Raw genomic sequence first — 18537 nt, 5'->3', positions numbered from 1 at the left:
GTAACCTGGCAGGCAGCGTGCATGGCAAATTTCCCACAGTGCCGCTTTCATGCCAGCGAAATACCCGCCACAACTTGCCAGCCACCGACAGCTTCACTAGTGTAGGCAAACCAGATTGGCCGGGGGGTAATCATGCTGCAATGGCTGTTCGCCACGCTACATTTGCTGGCCCTGGGCTGCGGCCTGGGTGCCATTGCCGCACGCGGTCGCAATCTGGCATCCACACCCGATGCGCCCGCCGTGCAGCGCAGCCTGCGTGCCGACAACTGGTGGTGCCTGTCCCTGCTGCTGTGGATAGCCAGTGGCAGCGTACTGGCCGCCAGCCATCTCCCTCTGCTGTGGTCGCAAGGCAGGCCGGTGCCGCTGGCCATGGCCAAGCTGCTGGGCCTCATCCTGTTGCTGCTGCAGGAATGGCGCAGCCGTCCACTGATACGCCAATGCCGGCAACGGCTGGAACGTGGACGCTTGCCGACCGAGGAAATCCGCAGCGTGCTGGTACGCCACAGCAAACGCCAGCTGCTTGTACTGCTGCTGATTCTGGTGATTTCCACCGCACTGCAATCCGGGCTGTTCAACACTCCTTAACATCTGCCGGGCCGGTCAGCAGGAACCAGCAGACCATCTCTCCTCTCCATCGGCTCATTACCTGCCGGAGTCATTACCATGCCACCACAGCCAGCCTCCCTGTTTTTGCGCGGCCTGCTCCTTGCCATTCTGCTGGGCATCAGCCTAGCCGCTCACGCCGACAGCGCGCTGCAACTGCCATCGGACAAATCCCCAGCCCTGGTAGCCGATTGCCTGCAGCAAGGCATTCGCCGTCTGAAGATTCCGGATGACTACGTCAAGCGGGATACCGCTGCGGACAAGACAGAATCCATCCGCCTGCTCAACCCGGTCAGTAACAAAACCAGCCTGCAAGTGGCTATCCGCCCACAAGGGGAAGGCAGCCAGCTGCAGGCGGACCAAAACGGCATTCCACTCACCCCTCCCTGGCAACGACTGATCAAACGCTGTGCCGAATAAATGCTGTGGATAAATAGCCAAACCAACACTCACCTGTGGAAAACAGGGATAAAAACTGAACAAGCTGTGCATAACCCATCGCTTCCTGCCCGCAATGTGTGACAAGGGCTTGCAGGGAGGACACAGTTCCCTGTGCACAACTTAATCTTCCCCACGCTGCATGGTGGATAGTGTGCATAGCCTGTGCATTATTCTGTGCATAAGTATGGGGACGGCCAGTTAACTGCCGCATCAGCAATATCTGTTCGTCATCACCAGTTCCAGTATGCCGATATCCTGCGGCGGCCCAAGCACGCCATCACATCATCAAATTTTCATGACCGAACGATTACACTGGGGCTAAAGTCAATTTCTGGAACCTCCCCATGGCTACCATCGCCCATCGCCAGTATGAAGATCGCCTTGCCGCCGGCAGGGCGCGCCGGGAGCATTGCCCACGCACGCGTCAGGCCGAATGTGTGCTTAGTCCGCATCGCGATGTGGTGGCTATGCTGCGCCAGACATCTGCTGGCCGTGTGCCAGGACTGGTGCCGCTACGCTATCAGCGCATGCAGGCATCCCCGTTTACCTTTTTCCGTGGCATGGCCATGATTCAGGCTGCCGACCTGGCCGCCGGCCCCGACAGCGGCATCCACCTGCAAGTGTGCGGTGATGCCCATCTGATGAATTACGGTTTTTTCGCTTCGCCCGAACGCCAGCTGATGTTCGATATCAACGATTTCGACGAGACCCATCACGGCCCGTGGGAATGGGATTTGAAACGCCTGGCCGTCAGTGTGGTGCTGGCCTCGCGTGAGCGCGGTTTCAACGATGACGCGGCATCGCGTGCAGTCAGCCAGCTGGTTGGCACCTACCGCCGGCGCATGCAGGACTACGCCCGCATCAGCCAACTGGAATTGTGGTACAGCAAGGTGGGCTTTGAACAACTGCTGGCGCGCGCACCCAACGACATCATCCGCCAGCAACTGCTCAAGCTGGCCGACAAAGCCAGGGGGCAGACCCAGGAAAAACTGCTGCCGAAAATGACGGTGCTGGAAAACGGCAACCTGCGCCTGCGTGATGATCCGCCGGTGATCTTTCACATGCAGCAGCAAGATCAGGTATGGGGCAATGACGAACACTGGCTGGGTGACGAACAGTACCAGGAACTGCTGCAGCCCATGCTATCCCGGTACAGCAATACGCTGAAGGAAGACCGCCGCGCCTTGCTGGACAGGTTCCGCCTGGTCGATGCAGCCTTCAAGGTCGTTGGTGTGGGCAGCGTCGGTACCCGCTGCCTGGTGATGCTGCTACAAGACAGCTACGACCAGCCCTTGTTCCTGCAACTGAAGGAAGCACGCAATTCGGTGCTGGAACCCTATACCCAGCAGTGCGTCCATGGCCATCAGGGCAAGCGGGTGGTGTTTGGCCAGCGGCTGATGCAGGCAGCCAGCGACCTGTTTCTGGGCTGGACCACCGGCCCTGGCGACCGGCACTTCTACGTGCGCCAACTGCGCGATATGAAGGCAGCACCAACCCTGGAGTCGTTTGCCAGCAACGAAAGCCTGAGCACCTTTGGCCAAGCCTGCGCCTGGGCGCTCGCACGCGCGCACGCCAAGTCCGGCGGGCAAGCTGCCGAACTGGCAGGCTATATCGGGCAATCTGATAAATTCGACCTAGCCATTGCCAGCTATGCACTGGCCTATGCGGATCAGGTTAAACGTGATTTTGCTGTTTTTACTGCCGCCTTGGCCCAACAGGAGCTATAAGTAGATAAATTGCCACAAGCATGTGGGAGTGTTGGGGTTTTCAGCAGTATTTTCTCCGGCACGACTACATTTAGTATTAATAATGCTTCGGTATATTTACCTATGCCACTTAATAAAAACATCTCCAGCTAACGGGAACCCTACTGTGCGAGTCAATACCCGCCTCATCATCATCATTGCCGCCAGCCTGATTGCCCTGATCGCGCTGGCCGCCACGTCGCTGTATATCACCCGCAGCACGCTGCAAAGTGAAAAGCGCGAGCAGATCACGCTGCTGCTACGCATGGCGGAAAACACCCTTGATTACTATGCCAAGCAAGAGGCCAGCGGCAAGCTGACCCGCCCGCAGGCACAGGACATGGCGCGCAAATCGCTCAAGGCACTGAAGGTAAACGATATTTACTTCTTTGCCCGCGACAAGGACAACCGCCTGGTGCTGCACCCTAAAACCGAGCGCGAAGGCAAGGTGGATATGGGCAGTACAGTGCCGGATGGCCGCACCACCGTCGCGGTATATGACGAGGCGCTGCAAAAAGACCACTACGGCATCGTCACCATCCTGACCTCGCGTGGTGACAGCAAGGAGCAGTTGCCCAAGCTCAACGGCGTGGTGCGCTTCGACCCCTGGGGCTGGACTATCGGCACAGGCTTTTTCATTGACGACATCGATGCGCTGTTCTGGAAACAAGGCACGGTATTGCTGATTCTCAGCGCAGTGGCCGTTGTGGCACTGGTCCTGCTGGGTGCCGCCATGTCGCGCAGCATCATCCGCTCGCTAGGAGGCGAGCCGGTCTATGCCGCCCAGGTGGTGCGCCAGATTGCCCAGGGCAACCTCACTGAAAACATCGAAGTCAATGGCCCGCCGCAAAGCCTGCTGGCAGCCATGCAGGAGATGCAGCAAAAGCTGCGCGAGATGATCAGCCAGATTCGCGAGTCCACCGACGACATCGGCCATGCGGGTCAGCAGTTGTCCGAACAGATGCAAAAAGTGGACGAGGTATCCGGCATTGCCAGCAACTCCACCGCATCGGCAGCCGCGTCCATCGAACAGCTGTCGGTCAGCATTGACCACGTCAAGGACAATGCCAGTGGGTCGGAAGACGGTGCGCGCCGCTCCAGCCAACTGGCCCGCGAAGGCGAAGAAGTCGCCAAGGAAGCTGCCAGCGGTATCGAATCCATTGCCTCTCAGGTGGGTGATGTCAGCGACATGGTAGGCAGCCTGGCCGAGCGGACCCGCAATATCAGTGGCATTGCCGAAACCATTCGCGACATTGCCAACCAGACCAATCTGCTGGCGCTCAATGCCGCCATCGAAGCCGCCCGCGCTGGCGAAATGGGCCGTGGCTTTGCCGTCGTGGCCGATGAGGTACGCAAGCTGGCCGAGCGTACCGCCAGTGCCACCGACGAAATCACCCATATTGTGCAGGCTGTGGTTACGGAAACCGGCACCGTCGCCGGACGGATGGAAGAAATCCGCCCCGCCGTGCAACTGGGCGTGGGCAAGGCCAACCAGGCAGCGCAAACGCTGGATACCATCAGCCGTCAAACCCAGTCTGCATTGGAAAGCCTGCATGCCGTCGTCAGCGCCATGACCGAGCAAAGCCAGGCCGGGGCCAATATCGCCGTCAGCGTGGAACAGGTTGCCGGGGTGGTGGAAGAAACCCAGTCCTCCGTACAACTGGCAGTAGCGGCCATGCGCAATATCGACAACCACGCCCGCCAGCTGCACGAATCCGTCTCACGCTTCCGCCTCTGACACCGTCAGCAAGGCAGCACACACCCGGCCCCGCCAGTGCGCGGGGCCGCTGCATTTGAGCCATTCACGGCCAGCAAGGCGACACCAGGCTTGCCCTTCGGACTGCCAGTGGCATAATGCCCACAGGGCTCAGCCCGCAAAACCAAAAAAAATGATTCACCGACAGACAGGCAAATAGATGAAACAATCGAGAACGCTCCAGGGGAGACCTGCATGTCCCAGCATTCCATCACGGCTGCACAAGCCGAATGGCTGACCAAACATAACGTCCGTGACGTTGAACTTGCCTTTGCCGATGTCAGCGGATTTCCGCGCGGCAAGACCCTGCCCGCACAGGCCCTGATCAAGGGCCAGGAATTGCGCATTGCCCGCGCCGTAGCCATTCAGACCTGCGTGGGCGAATTTCCCGATTACCGTTTCTACGGCGAAAACGACCCGGACGTGGTGCTACGTCCCGACTTTGCCACCCTCTACCCGGTGCCATGGGCCAAGACCCCGCGCGCCATGGTGGTGTGCGACAACATCGACCACGATGGCAGCCTGTCGCCGCTAGCCCCGCGCTCTGCACTGCAAAACATTCTGGCGCGTTATCAAGCCCGAGGCTGGACCCCGGTAGTGGCTCCGGAACTGGAGTTCTACATTTTTGCCGCCCATGCCGATGCCGATCAGCCCTACCAGGCCCCGGCGCTGCGTACCGGCCGTCGTGAAAGTGGCTTTGATGCCTTCAGCTTCTCCACGCTCAACGACCTGGAACCCTTCTTCGACGATCTTTACCGCGCCTGCGAACAACTGGGCATCGACACCGATACTTATGTCCACGAAATGGGCCCCAGCCAGTTCGAGATCAACCTCAAGCACGGTAATGCGCTGGCGCTGGCCGACCAGACCTTCCTGTTCAAGTACGCGCTGAAGGAAATCGGCTACCAGCACGGCCTGAACGTGGTGTGCATGGCCAAACCGCTATCCGGTCAGCCCGGCAGCTCCATGCACCTGCACCAGAGCGTGGTGGATGGCCGGGGTAACAATGTGTTCAGCCTGGCCGATGGCGAGGCCAGCCCGGATTTCTTCCACTATATCGGCGGCCTGCAGCAATACCTGCCGCACCTGATGCCGCTGTTCTGTCCCAGCCCCAACTCCTTCCGCCGCTTCGTCAAGGGATTGGCCGCGCCGGTCAATGTCAGCTGGGGAGTAGACAACCGCTCGGTCGGCATCCGCGTACCGGTATCCGGCCCGGCCGCGCGCCGCGTGGAAAACCGCCTGCCCGGCTGCGATGCCAACCCCTACCTGTCACTGGCCGCCAGCTTGGGTGCGGGCCTGTTGGGCGTGGAAGAAAAACGCAGTCCGAGTGAAGCCGCTGTCGGCAATGTCTTCAACAATGACGACGCCGCCACCCTGCCCAACACGCTGGATGCTGCCTGCGCTCTGATGGCCGCACACGACACGGCAGAACGCCTGTTCGGCCATGAATTCACTGCCGCCTATCTGGCGGTGAAGGATATCGAGCTAAGCCACTTCCACAACCAGATCACCGCCTGGGAACGCCAGTACCTGACCACGCTGGCCTGACCTTCACCCTGCGTATCAAGCTGTCAGCCGCCCCGTTGCGACTGGCAGCTTTTTTCATGCCAACCACGCTGGATTGACCCTGCCACGCGCCTGAGCCACCATGCTGTTGTCCTGTCAGGACCAGACTGCCAACCCTGTCCCCGAGGAATGACATGCGTTTTACTGCCCTGCTCTTGTTGCTGGTGCCGTTGTGCGCGCTGGCCGATACCGCAGCGCCGGAAGCGGCCAGCGGCTTTCACACCCGTCCCGCCGTTTACAGCCGCCACAGCATGGTTAGTACGGCCAATCCCTACGCCAGCCAGGCCGCACGCGATATCTTGCGTCGTGGCGGCAGTGCCATTGACGCAGCCATTGCCGCGCAACTGGTGCTGGGGCTAACCGAGCCACAATCTTCCGGCATCGGCGGTGGTGCTTTCATGTTGTATTTTGATGGCCGCAAGCTCACCAGCTTTGACGGCAGGGAAACCGCGCCTGCCACTGCTGACGCCAAGCTGTTTCTGCAGAACAATGGCCAGCCGATGGATTTTTACCGCGCCGTGGTGGGTGGCCGTTCGGTTGGCGTACCCGGCGTGGTTGCCATGCTGAAACTGGCGCATCAGCGCGGTGGCAAGCTCTCCTGGGCCAGCCTGTTCCAGCCAGCCATTGCGCTGGCACGCAATGGCTTTGCCGTGTCACCACGCCTGCACGCCTTGCTGGGGACGGAACGCTTCTTGCAACAGGACCCACAGGCGCGGGCATATTTTTATCAGGCGGATGGCAGCCCACTGCCGGTTGGCCACCTGCTGAAAAACCCGGCCTACGCCACCACGCTGGAACTGCTGGCCAAACAAGGCCCGGCAGCGTTCTATCAGGGAGAAATCGGCCGGGCGATAGTGGAAGCCGTCAACCATCACCCGGTTAACCCCGGCCGCATGCTGGCGGCAGACATGGCGGCCTACCAGGCCATCGAGCGCAAACCCTTGTGCGGCCCCTATCGCAGCTGGCAAGTGTGTGGCATGGCGGCACCCAGCTCTGGCGGCGTGGCCGTATTGCAGATGCTGGGCATATTGCAGCGCTTCCCGCTGACGCAGATGTCGCCCACCGGCAGCAGCACCATCCATCTGTTTGCCGAGGCAAACAAACTGGCCTTTGCCGACCGCAACCGCTACCTGGCTGACCCGGACTTTGTCACCGTACCCAGTGCAGCACTGATCAGCCGCGACTACCTGCAGCAGCGCAGTCGGCTGATCGACCCGACCCACAGCATGGGACGCGCCACGGCGGGTGAGCCGGCCGGTTTCAAGCGATCGGACTACGGCAGGGATAACGCCCCGGAGTGGCCATCAACCTCGCACCTCAATATTGTGGATCGCGCCGGGCGGGTGGTCAGCATGACCAGCTCCATCGAAGACCAGTTTGGCAGCCGGCTGCTGGTAAAAGGCTTCCTGCTCAACAATCAGCTGACCGACTTCTCGTTCCGGCCCGATGAGGATGGCACGCCGGTTGCCAACCGGGTGGAAGCACGCAAGCGCCCGCGCAGCAGCATGTCACCCACCTTGGTATTCAATGACCGTGGTCAGTTTGTGCTGGCCACCGGCTCGCCAGGCGGCAGCCAGATCATCGGCTATGTCAGCCAGGCTCTGCTGGCCATGCTGGACTGGCAGCAGGACCCACAGCAAGCGGTCAGCCTGCCGCATTATGGCAATCGCAACGGCGTAACCGAACTGGAAATAAATCGTGGGCTGGCATCGTCAATGGCGGCATTACGCGCACTGGGCCATACGGTACAGGAAGTGGAGATGACCAGCGGTCTGTCTGCCATTGTCCGGACTACACATGGCTATGCTGGCGGGGCTGACCCCCGCCGCGAGGGAGTAGTACTGGGAGACTAAGCCGTCTTAACGGCGCGAAGCCTGCAGGCGACGGGCCAGTTGCTCGATGGCACCTTCACGGCTAAGCGGTTGGCCATACTGGTGCTGCTCGCTGGTAATCCATTTTTCCACCACCGAGCGATCACCCCGCGCGGCTTTCAACAGCAGCCCAAAGGCGCGGCCAGTGCTATGTTCCAGCGGCTCCAGCGGGCGCGACTGGGTATGTGCCGCATAGATACGACTATCTGCCATTTGCTGGGTTTTTTTTTGCCTCCTGGACTGTATGCTCCAGGCCAGAACAAGCACAATAGCCAGCAAACACAGTAAAGCAAAAATCATCATGATGTAAAACCAGTCTCCCTAGGTGGCTTGGTATAAGACAAAAGCATACTACAATTTGCCATAATGGCATTAAATGGCGTCGCTGTTTAGTTGAATTTGTTATAGATCAAGCAGTCCACAAATAGTTCGGGAAGCCAGCCTCGCCTGGCTAGTATGCTAAAAACTAAAGATAACATTCTGTCGCGCCCCTTCTGACGGCAATCATGCCAGGCGCCAGACAGCGCTGGCCTGTATCTGGCTGGCAGACATGATGGTTTTACGAGGAGTGTGCCATGTATCAACATATCGTGATTGCTGTTGATGGTAGCAAGACCGCAGAAAAAGCACTAGATGAGGCGATTAGGATCGCAAAAATTGCGGATTCAGGAATTTCCCTGGTACATGTCGCCAGCTTGCGTGATATGGCCATTGAAGGCGTGGGTGCGCTGGATACCCACCAGTTGCATGACCTAGCCTTTCGCCAGGCGCGCGACTTGCTGGACAAGGCGGAAAAGCGGGCCATCAATGAAGGTATCAGCCGGGTAGACTGTCATATTGCGGAAAGCTGGGAAGGTGGCAAGGACATGGCGGAAGCGCTGATCCGCTTTGCTGACAGCCGCCATGCCGAACTCATCGTCATTGGCACCCATGGCCGTAGCGGCTTGGCGCACCTGCTGCTGGGCAGCTTTGCCGAAAATGTCATGCGCAAGACACATTGCCCGCTGCTGGTGGTGCGAGGCAGCGAGGACTAAGCGCCCCCCCTGTCATCCCAACGCACCGCAACACCGCAGGCTAGGTGGCGGGCACCATCCGCAGAGTGCGATGCCTCTGCGGATTTTCTTTATCCGCTCAGAACAGCGGGCGTGCCAGCACAAAAAATTCCCGGTTGCCATCGGCCCCGGTGATCGGGCTTTCAATCCAGCGCTCTACCCGCCAGTCCAGATCGTCCAGACAATCGGCAATCTTGTCCTTTACCCCGTCAAACAGACTCTCGTCCCGCACGATGCCACCATGGCCCAGAGCACCGCGCCCGACTTCAAACTGCGGTTTGACCAGGCCAAGCAGGCAGCCGTTGTCACCGAGTAAAGGCAGGGCCGCTGGCAGGATCAGGGTGAGCGAAATAAAGGACACGTCGCACACCATCAGGTCAAATGGCAAACCATCATTGGCCTGCAACAGGCGCTGCCTATCCAGTTCACGCGCATTCACACCTTCAAGACAGCGTATGCGCGGATCATCCCACAGCCGTGGATGCAGCTGGTCATGCCCCACATCCACGCCGACCACATGCGCGGCTCCGGCCTGCAGCACGCAATCGGTGAAACCGCCGGTGGACTGGCCCACATCCAGCACCCGCCATCCCTGGATATCCAGCCCGGCTTCCTGCAAGGCGGCATCCAGCTTCTGGCCGCCGCGCGAGACAAAGCGGTCGGATGGGTCAGGCCGGACTTCCAGCGGCGTACCGGCAGGAAACTTGCTGCTGGCCTTGCTGATAACCTGGCCGTTGAGGCTGACCCGCCCGGATTCGAGCAGAAATTGGGCAGCCGTGCGCGAAGTGGCAAGTCCTTGTTCCACCAACAGAAGATCCACCCGCTTCATCGCCATTTCCTTGCTTGCATTTCAAAAGGCGACAGGGTGGCCAGTCCGTTGCTGCCTGTCAAGCGCCATGCCATGCAGCCATCCCTGACTACCTGCCGCCACTACCCTGATGACAAGGCTTGGTAGCCTGCCCCGCTTGGTGCGATGATGTGGGCATTGCAACAAGGAGCCAACGATGGACACACACCAACTGGACGCAGCAGAAGTCCGTGTGCTGGGCGCACTGATCGAGAAACAGGCGCTCATGCCGGACGCCTATCCGCTGACGCTCAACAGCCTGTCCTCCGCCTGCAATCAGTTGACCAGCCGTGAGCCGGTCATGCAGCTATCCGATGCCGACCTGAGCGCGGCCCTGGACAGCCTGCTGAGCAGAAAACTGATTGCCGAGCGCCTGCCTGCCGGTAGCCGGGTGGCCAAGTACGAACACCGGCTGAACTATGAATGGAATATCGACGGCGCTCGTCTGGCCGCTCTGGCTCTGCTGATGTTGCGCGGGCCGCAAACCAGTGCCGAAATCCGCACCCGCGCGGGCCGCATCTACAGCTTTGCCAGCGTAGAGGAAGTGGAAACCGCACTGGAGGCACTGGCAGACAAATATCCGCCACTGGTACTGAAGCTGCCGCGCCAACCCGGCGAGCGCGAGGCCCGCTGGTGCCATCTGCTCAGTGGCGAACCGGTTCTGAGCGAAACCACGGCGGCGGCAGTGATTGATGTCGGCCTGACCGGGCGCGTAGCCGCACTGGAAGCCGAGGTAGCCGCGCTCAAAACCCGCTTGCAACAACTGGAACACAGCCTGGGCGAATAAGCCCTCCTGTTGGTCCGTCATAAGCAAGCCCCGCCAATGCGGGGCTTGCTTATGTGCTGCAAGGCAAAACTACTTGGCCTCGAAGATGGCGTAAGTCTTGCGGGCGGGCTCCAGCACTTCCCATACGCCCTCGAATCCGGCGGGAATGACAAAATGGTCGCCGGCATACAGCTCTACACTGTCGCCCTGCCTATCGGTCAGGCGCACATAGCCTTCCAGCAGGGTGCAGAACTCGTGCTCATGGTATTTCACGCGCCAGCTGCCGCAGCGGCCGCTCCAGATACCGGCATGAAACTGGCCGCTGGGATCGGAATAGTGGTTCTCCACCGTCTGGGCGCATTCCCCTTCGATGCGGCGCTCGTCCGGTGCGGTAAATTGCTCCAGCCGCACCGGGTTGCGTTGAAAGACAATGATGTCGCTAGCCTGGGTCATATCGATTCCTCCGGTTTTATTTGATCAAATTTCGCACAAAACAGGGGAAGCCGGCAAATCTTGCATGCACCAGACTGGTGAATGCCTGATCTGGCCGGGGCAGGCCTCATGCATTTTCCTCGGCAGCAGGCACACCCTCGTTCAGCCGCAACTCCCAATAGCCGACATCTAGCCAACGTCCTGCCTTCCAGCCGACTTCGTGAAAAGTGGCCACCTGCTGGAATCCCAGGCCTTCATGCAGGGCAATGCTGGGCGGATTGGGCAGGGCAATACCGGCAATGGCCAGGTGCACGCCCAGATCACGCAATTGCTGCAATAGTTTGCGATACAAGCGACTGCCCAGTCCTTGCCCTCGCGCCGCCGCCGCAAAGTAGATCGAGGTTTCCACCGAATAACGATAGGCATGGCGCACACGCCAGCGCGTGGCATAGGCATAGCCTAGCAACTCGCCATGCAGCTCCACCACCAGCCAGGGCAAACCTTGCTGCTGCACCTTGGCCACACGCTCAGCCATTTCTTCCGCACTGACTTCCTGCTCTTCAAAGCTGATGGTGCTGTCCAGCACATAGGGCCGGTAGATGGCGGCCATGGCGGCGGCATCTTGCGCGGTGGCGGGGCGGATCTGGATGTCTTGGCTCATGGCAATGCCTTCTGGCAGGGGCAAAGCGCTGATGCTTGCAAGAAGTGCGCCAGTCATGCACGAAGCACCCAGTCGGGGAAAAACTGTTGCCGCAGTCTGTCGACGTAGGCCTGCAGATTGGGATGCTGGCTGGCCAGCTGTCGGCTGGGGGTATCGCCCATATTGGCCAGCAGGGCCGAGGCAAGGAAGGCAAACACGGTGGCGTCCAGCCAGCTGGGGGCCCTGCCCAATATGTACGGTTTGTCCGCCAGCAGGGTGGACAGGCTGGCGATATCCAGTTGCAGCAGGCGCTGGCGTTCCGCCGAGCTGAAGCGGCCCAGACCCTGGCTGTGCAGACTGCCGCGTACCTTGCGCCGGATCATGCGCGTGGCAATGCCGCGCAGCAAGAAGGGCAGCCGCCGGAAAAACACGCCCGGCCCGCGCGCAAAAATCGCATCGTCCATCCAGCGTTCATGGACGATGCACCAGTACAGATGGTCGCTGCACAGGCACTCCACACTCCAGGCCAGCGCCTGGTCGGCAGCGGACAGCCCCTCATCCAGCGTGATGCCATGCCGCTCGGCCAAATGCAGGCGGATCAGCGTGGAGTCCGGCACCAGGGTGCCGTCGTCATCGATATAGGGCAACTTGCCCCTGGGCGCGGTACGCATGCTGCCACGCTGCTTGCGGTAGGGCAGGCCGGACAGCTTGAGCAGCATCTCGGCCTTGAGCACAAAGGGGCTGGGGTCGGGTAGGCCAAAGGCTGGCCCGAAGGCATATAGGGTAATCAAGGGCATCTCCCTGGCAGGAAACGCCCAGACTAGCATTGCCCATGCCGGATGACGATGGTTTCAGTCCATCAGTTGCTGGTACAAGTAGACCAGCACCCGTGCCAGTTCGGCTGCAGTTTGCTCCTGACCGGCATTGCCGGTATGGCCGCCAGCATCGGTTTCCAGCAGCAGTGCGGCATGGCCCAGCTGCTGCATGCGTGCCACCATCTTGCGCGCATGACCGGGGTGGACGCGGTCATCGCGTGTGCTGGTGGTAAACAGTGGCAAGGGGTAGCGCACATCAGCCCGCAGCTGGTGGTAAGGCGAATAGGCCAGCAAGGCCGCCGCCTCGTCCGGATTGGCCGGATCGCCGTATTCGTCTATCCAGCTGGCGCCGGCCAACAGCTCGGCATAGCGCAGCATATCCAGCAATGGCACTTCGCACACCACGGCCTTGAACAACTCGGGCCGACGCACCATGCAGGCGGCCACCAGCAGGCCGCCATTGCTGCCGCCTTCGATGCCCAGTTTGTCCGGCGCGGTCAGCCCGCTGGCGATCAGCGCTTCGGCCACGCTGCAGAAATCATCAAAGGAGACCGGACGCTTGACGCCCTGCGCGGCCTGATGCCAGCCGGGGCCGAATTCACCCCCGCCACGAATGCAGGCCAGCACAAAGGCCCCGCCCTGCTCCAGCCAATGGGCGCCAAAGTTTTCCACGTAGTACGGCATCATCGGCACTTCAAAACCGCCATAGCCGTACAGCAGGGTGGGAGTACGGCCATCCTGCACCACATCGCGGGCACGCACCACGAAATAGGGAATCGCCACCCCATCCGGTGCCGTCGCCCAGCACTGCTCGGCCACAAAACGGCTGGCATCAAAGGCGGCAGGCTGCTGACGCAGGCAGTGTTGCTCGCCGCTAGCCACGTCCAGACGATAAAGTCCGGTAGGGGTCAGAAAGTCACTGAAGCTGTAGCACAGTACATTGCTGTTCCACGGCTGGTCGGCAAATTCGATGACGCCGGAATCCGGCACCGGCAGGCTGCGCGGCTGCCAATTGCCATCCACCCAGTCAAAGGCCAGCAGACGGCTTCTGACATTGTCGATCAGGTTAACCACCACGCTGCTGCGTGTGGTTTCCACCGACTCCACCGCCAGCCGGTCTGCCGGGGCCACCAACTGCTGCACCTGGCCGGCCCCGCCCAGTAGCTGTGTCAGCGGGACGGCCAGCAGGCTGCCGGCAGCATGGTGTTCGCCCTGCCAGTCCCAGTCTTCCGCCAGCTTGACGATGAACTGACCGTGCAGATAAGCCTCGATATCCGCCCTGGGCGGCAAGGGCAAGGGATGGGTCTGCAAGCTGGCGTCGATCAGGTGATAGGTTTTACTGTAGAAACCATCGGCCGCCTCTATCAGATCCAGAACACCATCCGGCCCATCCAGATAGCGCCAGGCGGCCACCATCATGGCATCCTGCGGTGCCACAAACAGCTGCTGCCACTGGTGCTGGCCATCTGCACCGCGTTCTACCAACCATACCTCACTGGGATAGCCGGAGCGGGTTAGCGGCGCACCTTTCCAGCCGGGGCACACCAGCACACTGTCCGGGTCGCGCCAGGCGATATGGTTTTTACCATGCGGAAAGCGGAAACCCTGCTCCAGCCAGCTGGCCGATTCCAGATCGTACTCCCAGGCCAGGCTGGCATCGCCACCGCCCTCGCTCAGGTGCACCAGCACCCGCGTCGGCTGCACCGTGCAGTGCGCCACCCCATCCAGATACCAATCCTTGCCAGCGTCGGCGGCGATGGCGTCCACATCCAGCACGGTTTGCCACTGTTGGGTTGCCGCCTGATAGTCCGCCAGCGTGGTGCGCCGATAGATGCCACGCGGGTGGTGTTCATCCTGATGAAAGTTGTACAGCCAACCGGCGTGTTCGGAAAAGAAGGGAATCTGCCGGGTATCGCGCAGGTGCGCCAGGATATCCTGCTGCAGCGGCGCATAGCGCGCATCGCTATCCAGCACGTTACGGGTATGGCTGTTTTGCGCAGCCACCCAGCCATCGACGGCAGGGTCATCCAGGCTTTCCAGCCACAGGTGGGAATCGGGAAGATGAGACATGACAGCACCAGGAATGCAAATAGGCGCACAGCTTAGCATCGCCAGCCCGGTCTTCATCAGCACCGCGCAGGATGACAGCAAGAGGCTATCTATCTTTTGGACGGTAGCGATCAATCAAATAATGGCTATATGCAATGGCGCGTGCGCTTTATTACACAGTAATCAGTTTAAAATTAACGATTTATCTAACTTGAAATAGCACAAATATTATCAATAAATTAAAAATTAGCATTTTAATTAAAAATAATTTCTTTTTTTTACGTATTTTGTTTAAAACCTATTTTTGCGTTACCTCCTGGATTGGTCTTATAAATTAGATAGAAATTTCTGAATTGATCAGGAAAACATCTTAGCCAGGAGCTCATCATGAAAAAAATCATCGCTGCCAACGCCTTGGCCACCCTGCTGCTTGTGCAAGCTGCATTCGCCAGCTCCGGCACCATCAACTTCCGGGGTGCCATTGTCAAAGCCCCCTGCCCAATCCCGGCTGCAACCTGGGTTAGCTATGCGCAAACGCCTGCCAGCTACCGGATGGCACGTCAGGCATCCCCCACCCCCTATTGCGCGGATGCGACGGCAACCCAATCGGTACAGATCAGCCGGATTGTCACCACCGAAGATCACAGTGCGGATATCCGCAACGAGCCGATCAGACGCATGGTGACTGTTGTGTATTACTGAGCGCACCCCATGAAACATGCTGATCAGACCAGCCTGCCCTCCCGCTTGGTGCAGGCTCTGTTTGCCAGTCAGTGCTGCCGGATCCAGTGCGAAACCTTTTGCACTACGTCTGCCTCGATACCGTTATACCCATGCGCCGCCCACGGCTGGCACGGGTCGCCCTTGTCCAGCCCGCCGTCCACCAGCAGCAACTCCTTGCTGCGCGCAGACTGCAAACCTTCCATCACCGGCTGAACATTCTGGTAAAGCGTCACCTTGCACTGGTCATGCTGGTGCTGCACCACCAGTACCGGCTGAGTCAGCTGTGGCAAAGCCAGGTCCACCACGCTGCCACGCTCGCGGTTGATGGTTGAGGTGAGTACCACGCCGTCCACTTTGCCCTGCAAGCGAATGGCCACGGATGCGGCCGAGGTGGTGCCACGGCTGGTACCCACCAGCCATACCGGCACCGCGGCTCGCTGGCGCAAGCTGTCGATGACCTGCGCAATGTCCTGTGCGTGTTCGGCGCTGCTGCGGAAATCTGCACGGTTGAGATTGTCCGGGTGGCCGGATGGCGCATCCACCACGGCAACCTGAAAACCTTGCTCAGCCCAGCGCTGGCGGGTACGCACCAGAAAATTACCGGCCCCGGCATGCAGCTGGCCGTCATCACCCAGCTTGAGCACGCCGTCACCACCGGTAAACAGAATCAGACTGGCCACCGGTTTGCCGGCCGGCTCCAGCAACAACAAGCGCTGCGTCACTCCGGGACGGGTGGTGAGCGTGAGTACCTGCTCATCGGCCAGCGCCCTGCCGCAGCACAATGCCAACAACAAGCTCAATACCGTTTTCATGTTGTCTTCCCTGTTTTGCCAGCAGCACCCGTCGCGGTCTGTCAGTCGCTCAATACCCGCTGGAACACCTCCAGCACGCGGTCAATGTCGCTACGACTGATCTGCCAGTGCGTCACCAGCCGCATGCGGCCACCCTCAGGCGGGTTGACCTTGATGCCAGCGGCAGTGAGCGCGGCCATCAACTCGCTGACATCAATATCAGCCAGAAAACGGAACCACACCATATTGATGTGAACATCATCCAGCTCAACTTCAACACACGGCATACCGTGCAGACGCTCGGCCAGATAGCGGGCATTGGCATGGTCCTCGCCCAGCCGCTGTGTCATCTCGGTGAGTGCCAGAATGCCCGGTGCCGCCAGCACGCCAGCCTGACGCCAGCCGCCACCCAGCAGCTTGCGCTTGTAACGGGCGCGGGCGATGAAATCGGCCGAACCGGCCAGGATAGACCCCACCGGCGCGGCCAGGCCCTTGGACAGGCAGCACATCACCGTATCGGCATGACGGGTGATGTCTTGTACGTCACAGCCCAGATGTGTTGCCGCATTGAATATCCGTGCGCCATCCAGATGCACCGGCACGCCATGGCGGCGGGCGATGTCCGCAGTACGCTGCATGATGTCCAGCGGAATCACCCGGCCATTGCTGTGCGCGTTTTCCAGGCAAATCAGCCCGGTTTGCGGCCAGTGGACATCCTGGCCCACCCGGATGCGCGCTTCAATTTCATCCGGATCCATCACGCCCTTGTTGCCCACAATGGTGCGCAACTGCACCCCGGCAATCACTGCTGCACCGCCGGTTTCGTGCCAGACGATATGGCAGTCATCGCCCAGAATCACCTCGTTGCCGCGCTGGCAGTGGGTGAAGATGGCCAGCTGGTTGCCAAAGTTGCCGGTGGGCACAAACAAGGCGGCCTCCTTGCCCAGCAGGCGGGCGGCCAGGGTTTCCAGTTCGGTGACCGTCGGGTCGTCGCCGTAAACATCGTCTCCCACCACGGCATCCGCCATGGCCTGGCGCATGGCCGGGGTGGGTTGGGTAACGGTATCGCTGCGCATATCAATCCACTGCATGCTGTGCTCCTGCAAATGAAACCGGCGGCCACATGGGCCGCCGTGTAGGGAAATGCCAGATCAGGCCTTGCCTGATTGTGCCAGCAAACTGCTTGCCAGGGGTGATACGCAGATTGTCGGAGTCACACCATCAACTTATTCGATAAGCCTGCTTCAATGCGCTGACACGTCGCTGGGCTGCCTGCATCGCGGTATGCGTCATTGAAATATCGCTGCCGCACTGGCAGCGCAGGCTGTGGTCGGGGGAAAGGGATTTCAGATGATGGCGGTTTTCATGGCCGCATTCCACGCAGGCAATCACCACGGTGGCGTTGTAATGCTTGTCCAGATCGATATCAAAACTCGGGTGCTTCATGGGGAACTCCCTTGAGATCACTCAGGCCGGCCCGGATCAGAGGAATGCCGACATGCATTCGTGACGGACCTATGCAGAAGAATAGGAAAGCATGCGGAAAGTTCCAGTAAATCAGCTGCTTGCTTTTTTCCGGGCAAACACTGGTCAGCCCCGGCGCTCTTGGTTATGCTTGGCCGTTTTTTGGTTCCGGATATACAGCAGATGTCGCACGATGCAGATCTTGACCGCCGCTTTGGCGGTATTGGCCGCCTGTATGGCCCCGATGCACTCAGCCGCTTTCAGGCAGCGCATGTCTGCGTGGTGGGCGTGGGCGGGGTGGGCTCCTGGGCGGTGGAGGCGCTGGCGCGCAGCGCCATTGGCCGCCTGACGCTGATTGATCTGGACAATATTGCCGAATCCAACACCAACCGCCAATTACCGGCGCTGGACCCGCATTACGGCATGGCCAAGGTGACCGCACTGGCCGAGCGCGTACGTGCCATCAACCCGGCCTGCGTGGTGCAGGAAATCGAGGATTTCGTCACCGAAGACAATCTGGATGCCATGCTGGGCCAGGATTTTGATTTCATTATCGACTGCATCGACAATCTGCGCGTCAAAACCGCCATGGCCGCCTGGTGCGTGCGTCGTCGTCAGCCGTTTATCGTGTCCGGCGGGGCCGGTGGCCAGATGGACCCCACCAAGATCAAGCTGGCCGATCTGGGTGAAGTAACTTACGACCCGCTCTTGTCCAAGCTGCGTTATAACCTGCGCCGTTATCACGGTTTCCCGCGCGATGCCGGCAAGAAGCTGCAGGTTCCCTGCGTGTTCTCCACCGAACAGCTGGTTTATCCCGACACGCAAAGCTGCGATGCCGACAGCGCACGTGGCCCGCAAGGCCTGTCTTGTGCCGGCTTTGGCGCAGGCATGGTGGTGACAGCCAGCTTCGGGCTGGTGGCGGTTTCCCATGCGCTGAAGCAGCTGGCCAAGCCCGCCAAAAAACGCTGAGTCTGCT

The 18537-nt window shown here is 60.1% G+C and carries 19 protein-coding genes; 10 read left to right on the top strand and 9 right to left on the bottom strand.

Features of this window, described 5'->3' with window-relative positions:
- Positions 1 to 132 precede the first annotated feature (132 nt).
- The 6 genes from ACODR9_RS05615 (at position 133) to ggt (ending at position 7964) form a co-directional block, all read left to right on the top strand.
- On the top strand, positions 133 to 585 hold the full coding sequence (locus tag ACODR9_RS05615; RefSeq protein ID WP_488808082.1) for a DUF2214 family protein: 453 nt from the start codon (positions 133 to 135) through the stop codon (positions 583 to 585).
- 78 nt (positions 586 to 663) lie between these two features.
- Positions 664 to 1023, top strand: coding sequence for a hypothetical protein (locus ACODR9_RS05610; protein WP_488808081.1), 360 nt, complete (start codon positions 664 to 666; stop codon positions 1021 to 1023).
- Between the two features lie 365 nt (positions 1024 to 1388).
- The gene (locus ACODR9_RS05605) at positions 1389 to 2771 is read left to right on the top strand and encodes a DUF2252 domain-containing protein (RefSeq protein WP_488808080.1); all 1383 of its coding nucleotides are present in this window, start codon (positions 1389 to 1391) and stop codon (positions 2769 to 2771) included.
- Positions 2772 to 2916: 145 nt separating this feature from the next.
- Positions 2917 to 4527: a methyl-accepting chemotaxis protein gene (locus ACODR9_RS05600; RefSeq protein WP_488808079.1), complete on the top strand. Its 1611-nt coding sequence runs from the start codon at positions 2917 to 2919 to the stop codon at positions 4525 to 4527.
- A gap of 213 nt (positions 4528 to 4740) precedes the next feature.
- A complete protein-coding gene (locus ACODR9_RS05595; protein ID WP_488808077.1) occupies positions 4741 to 6093 on the top strand; it encodes a glutamine synthetase family protein in 1353 nt (450 codons plus the stop codon).
- Positions 6094 to 6245: 152 nt separating this feature from the next.
- A complete protein-coding gene (gene ggt, locus ACODR9_RS05590) occupies positions 6246 to 7964 on the top strand; it encodes a gamma-glutamyltransferase (protein WP_488808076.1) in 1719 nt (572 codons plus the stop codon).
- A gap of 6 nt (positions 7965 to 7970) precedes the next feature.
- On the opposite strand, the gene ACODR9_RS05585 is transcribed toward ggt, so the two are convergent.
- The gene (locus ACODR9_RS05585) at positions 7971 to 8195 is read right to left on the bottom strand and encodes a hypothetical protein (protein WP_488808075.1); all 225 of its coding nucleotides are present in this window, start codon (positions 8193 to 8195) and stop codon (positions 7971 to 7973) included.
- Positions 8196 to 8557: 362 nt separating this feature from the next.
- Here ACODR9_RS05585 and ACODR9_RS05580 point away from each other — a divergent pair, with 362 nt between their 5' ends.
- Positions 8558 to 9016, top strand: coding sequence for a universal stress protein (locus ACODR9_RS05580; protein WP_488808074.1), 459 nt, complete (start codon positions 8558 to 8560; stop codon positions 9014 to 9016).
- A 97-nt stretch (positions 9017 to 9113) separates the two neighbouring features.
- On the opposite strand, the gene ACODR9_RS05575 is transcribed toward ACODR9_RS05580, so the two are convergent.
- On the bottom strand, positions 9114 to 9863 hold the full coding sequence (locus ACODR9_RS05575; protein ID WP_488808073.1) for a TlyA family RNA methyltransferase: 750 nt from the start codon (positions 9861 to 9863) through the stop codon (positions 9114 to 9116).
- 175 nt (positions 9864 to 10038) lie between these two features.
- Here ACODR9_RS05575 and ACODR9_RS05570 point away from each other — a divergent pair, with 175 nt between their 5' ends.
- Positions 10039 to 10668, top strand: a complete 630-nt coding sequence (locus tag ACODR9_RS05570) for a YceH family protein (RefSeq protein ID WP_488808072.1) — start codon at positions 10039 to 10041, stop codon at positions 10666 to 10668.
- Between the two features lie 69 nt (positions 10669 to 10737).
- Here ACODR9_RS05570 and ACODR9_RS05565 read toward each other — a convergent pair whose 3' ends face one another.
- From ACODR9_RS05565 to ACODR9_RS05550, 4 genes are all read right to left on the bottom strand, one after another.
- The gene (locus ACODR9_RS05565; protein ID WP_488808071.1) at positions 10738 to 11100 is read right to left on the bottom strand and encodes a cupin domain-containing protein; all 363 of its coding nucleotides are present in this window, start codon (positions 11098 to 11100) and stop codon (positions 10738 to 10740) included.
- 106 nt (positions 11101 to 11206) lie between these two features.
- Positions 11207 to 11740 carry an arsinothricin resistance N-acetyltransferase ArsN1 family B gene (locus ACODR9_RS05560; protein ID WP_488808070.1) on the bottom strand — a complete coding sequence of 178 codons (534 nt, stop codon included), beginning with the start codon at positions 11738 to 11740 and terminating at the stop codon, positions 11207 to 11209.
- Positions 11741 to 11793: 53 nt separating this feature from the next.
- On the bottom strand, positions 11794 to 12510 hold the full coding sequence (locus ACODR9_RS05555; RefSeq protein ID WP_488808069.1) for a glutathione S-transferase family protein: 717 nt from the start codon (positions 12508 to 12510) through the stop codon (positions 11794 to 11796).
- Positions 12511 to 12570: 60 nt separating this feature from the next.
- Positions 12571 to 14604: a prolyl oligopeptidase family serine peptidase gene (locus tag ACODR9_RS05550; RefSeq protein ID WP_488808068.1), complete on the bottom strand. Its 2034-nt coding sequence runs from the start codon at positions 14602 to 14604 to the stop codon at positions 12571 to 12573.
- Positions 14605 to 14970: 366 nt separating this feature from the next.
- On the opposite strand from ACODR9_RS05550, the gene ACODR9_RS05545 reads away from it, so the two are divergent.
- The gene (locus ACODR9_RS05545; RefSeq protein WP_488808067.1) at positions 14971 to 15285 is read left to right on the top strand and encodes a hypothetical protein; all 315 of its coding nucleotides are present in this window, start codon (positions 14971 to 14973) and stop codon (positions 15283 to 15285) included.
- 68 nt (positions 15286 to 15353) lie between these two features.
- On the opposite strand, the gene ACODR9_RS05540 is transcribed toward ACODR9_RS05545, so the two are convergent.
- The 3 genes from ACODR9_RS05540 to ACODR9_RS05530 form a co-directional block, all read right to left on the bottom strand.
- Positions 15354 to 16118, bottom strand: coding sequence for an alpha/beta hydrolase (locus ACODR9_RS05540; protein WP_488808066.1), 765 nt, complete (start codon positions 16116 to 16118; stop codon positions 15354 to 15356).
- A 41-nt stretch (positions 16119 to 16159) separates the two neighbouring features.
- A complete protein-coding gene (gene ltaE, locus ACODR9_RS05535; RefSeq protein WP_488808065.1) occupies positions 16160 to 17188 on the bottom strand; it encodes a low-specificity L-threonine aldolase in 1029 nt (342 codons plus the stop codon).
- A gap of 130 nt (positions 17189 to 17318) precedes the next feature.
- On the bottom strand, positions 17319 to 17543 hold the full coding sequence (locus ACODR9_RS05530) for a hypothetical protein (RefSeq protein WP_488808064.1): 225 nt from the start codon (positions 17541 to 17543) through the stop codon (positions 17319 to 17321).
- 201 nt (positions 17544 to 17744) lie between these two features.
- Here ACODR9_RS05530 and ACODR9_RS05525 point away from each other — a divergent pair, with 201 nt between their 5' ends.
- Positions 17745 to 18530: a tRNA threonylcarbamoyladenosine dehydratase gene (locus ACODR9_RS05525; protein WP_488808063.1), complete on the top strand. Its 786-nt coding sequence runs from the start codon at positions 17745 to 17747 to the stop codon at positions 18528 to 18530.
- Positions 18531 to 18537 lie beyond the last annotated feature (7 nt).

The organism is Aquitalea sp. FG25, from assembly GCF_057809375.1.
Note: the sequence above shows the minus strand (reverse complement) of the source record. Positions and strands in the feature narration are given on the sequence as shown.

Bases quoted from the DNA above. Each gene is read 5' to 3' on its own strand.
- ACODR9_RS05540 (WP_488808066.1), bottom strand. From the start codon at position 16,118: ATGAAAACGGTATTGAGCTTGTTGTTGGCATTGTGCTGCGGCAGGGCG.
- ltaE (WP_488808065.1), bottom strand. From the start codon at position 17,188: ATGCAGTGGATTGATATGCGCAGCGATACCGTTACCCAACCCACCCCG.
- ACODR9_RS05605 (WP_488808080.1), top strand. From the start codon at position 1,389: ATGGCTACCATCGCCCATCGCCAGTATGAAGATCGCCTTGCCGCCGGC.
- ACODR9_RS05585 (WP_488808075.1), bottom strand. From the start codon at position 8,195: ATGGCAGATAGTCGTATCTATGCGGCACATACCCAGTCGCGCCCGCTG.
- ACODR9_RS05615 (WP_488808082.1), top strand. From the start codon at position 133: ATGCTGCAATGGCTGTTCGCCACGCTACATTTGCTGGCCCTGGGCTGC.
- ACODR9_RS05595 (WP_488808077.1), top strand. From the start codon at position 4,741: ATGTCCCAGCATTCCATCACGGCTGCACAAGCCGAATGGCTGACCAAA.
- ACODR9_RS05525 (WP_488808063.1), top strand. From the start codon at position 17,745: ATGTCGCACGATGCAGATCTTGACCGCCGCTTTGGCGGTATTGGCCGC.
- ACODR9_RS05550 (WP_488808068.1), bottom strand. From the start codon at position 14,604: ATGTCTCATCTTCCCGATTCCCACCTGTGGCTGGAAAGCCTGGATGAC.
- ggt (WP_488808076.1), top strand. From the start codon at position 6,246: ATGCGTTTTACTGCCCTGCTCTTGTTGCTGGTGCCGTTGTGCGCGCTG.
- ACODR9_RS05530 (WP_488808064.1), bottom strand. From the start codon at position 17,543: ATGAAGCACCCGAGTTTTGATATCGATCTGGACAAGCATTACAACGCC.
- ACODR9_RS05610 (WP_488808081.1), top strand. From the start codon at position 664: ATGCCACCACAGCCAGCCTCCCTGTTTTTGCGCGGCCTGCTCCTTGCC.
- ACODR9_RS05560 (WP_488808070.1), bottom strand. From the start codon at position 11,740: ATGAGCCAAGACATCCAGATCCGCCCCGCCACCGCGCAAGATGCCGCC.
- ACODR9_RS05570 (WP_488808072.1), top strand. From the start codon at position 10,039: ATGGACACACACCAACTGGACGCAGCAGAAGTCCGTGTGCTGGGCGCA.
- ACODR9_RS05545 (WP_488808067.1), top strand. From the start codon at position 14,971: ATGAAAAAAATCATCGCTGCCAACGCCTTGGCCACCCTGCTGCTTGTG.
- ACODR9_RS05580 (WP_488808074.1), top strand. From the start codon at position 8,558: ATGTATCAACATATCGTGATTGCTGTTGATGGTAGCAAGACCGCAGAA.
- ACODR9_RS05575 (WP_488808073.1), bottom strand. From the start codon at position 9,863: ATGAAGCGGGTGGATCTTCTGTTGGTGGAACAAGGACTTGCCACTTCG.
- ACODR9_RS05565 (WP_488808071.1), bottom strand. From the start codon at position 11,100: ATGACCCAGGCTAGCGACATCATTGTCTTTCAACGCAACCCGGTGCGG.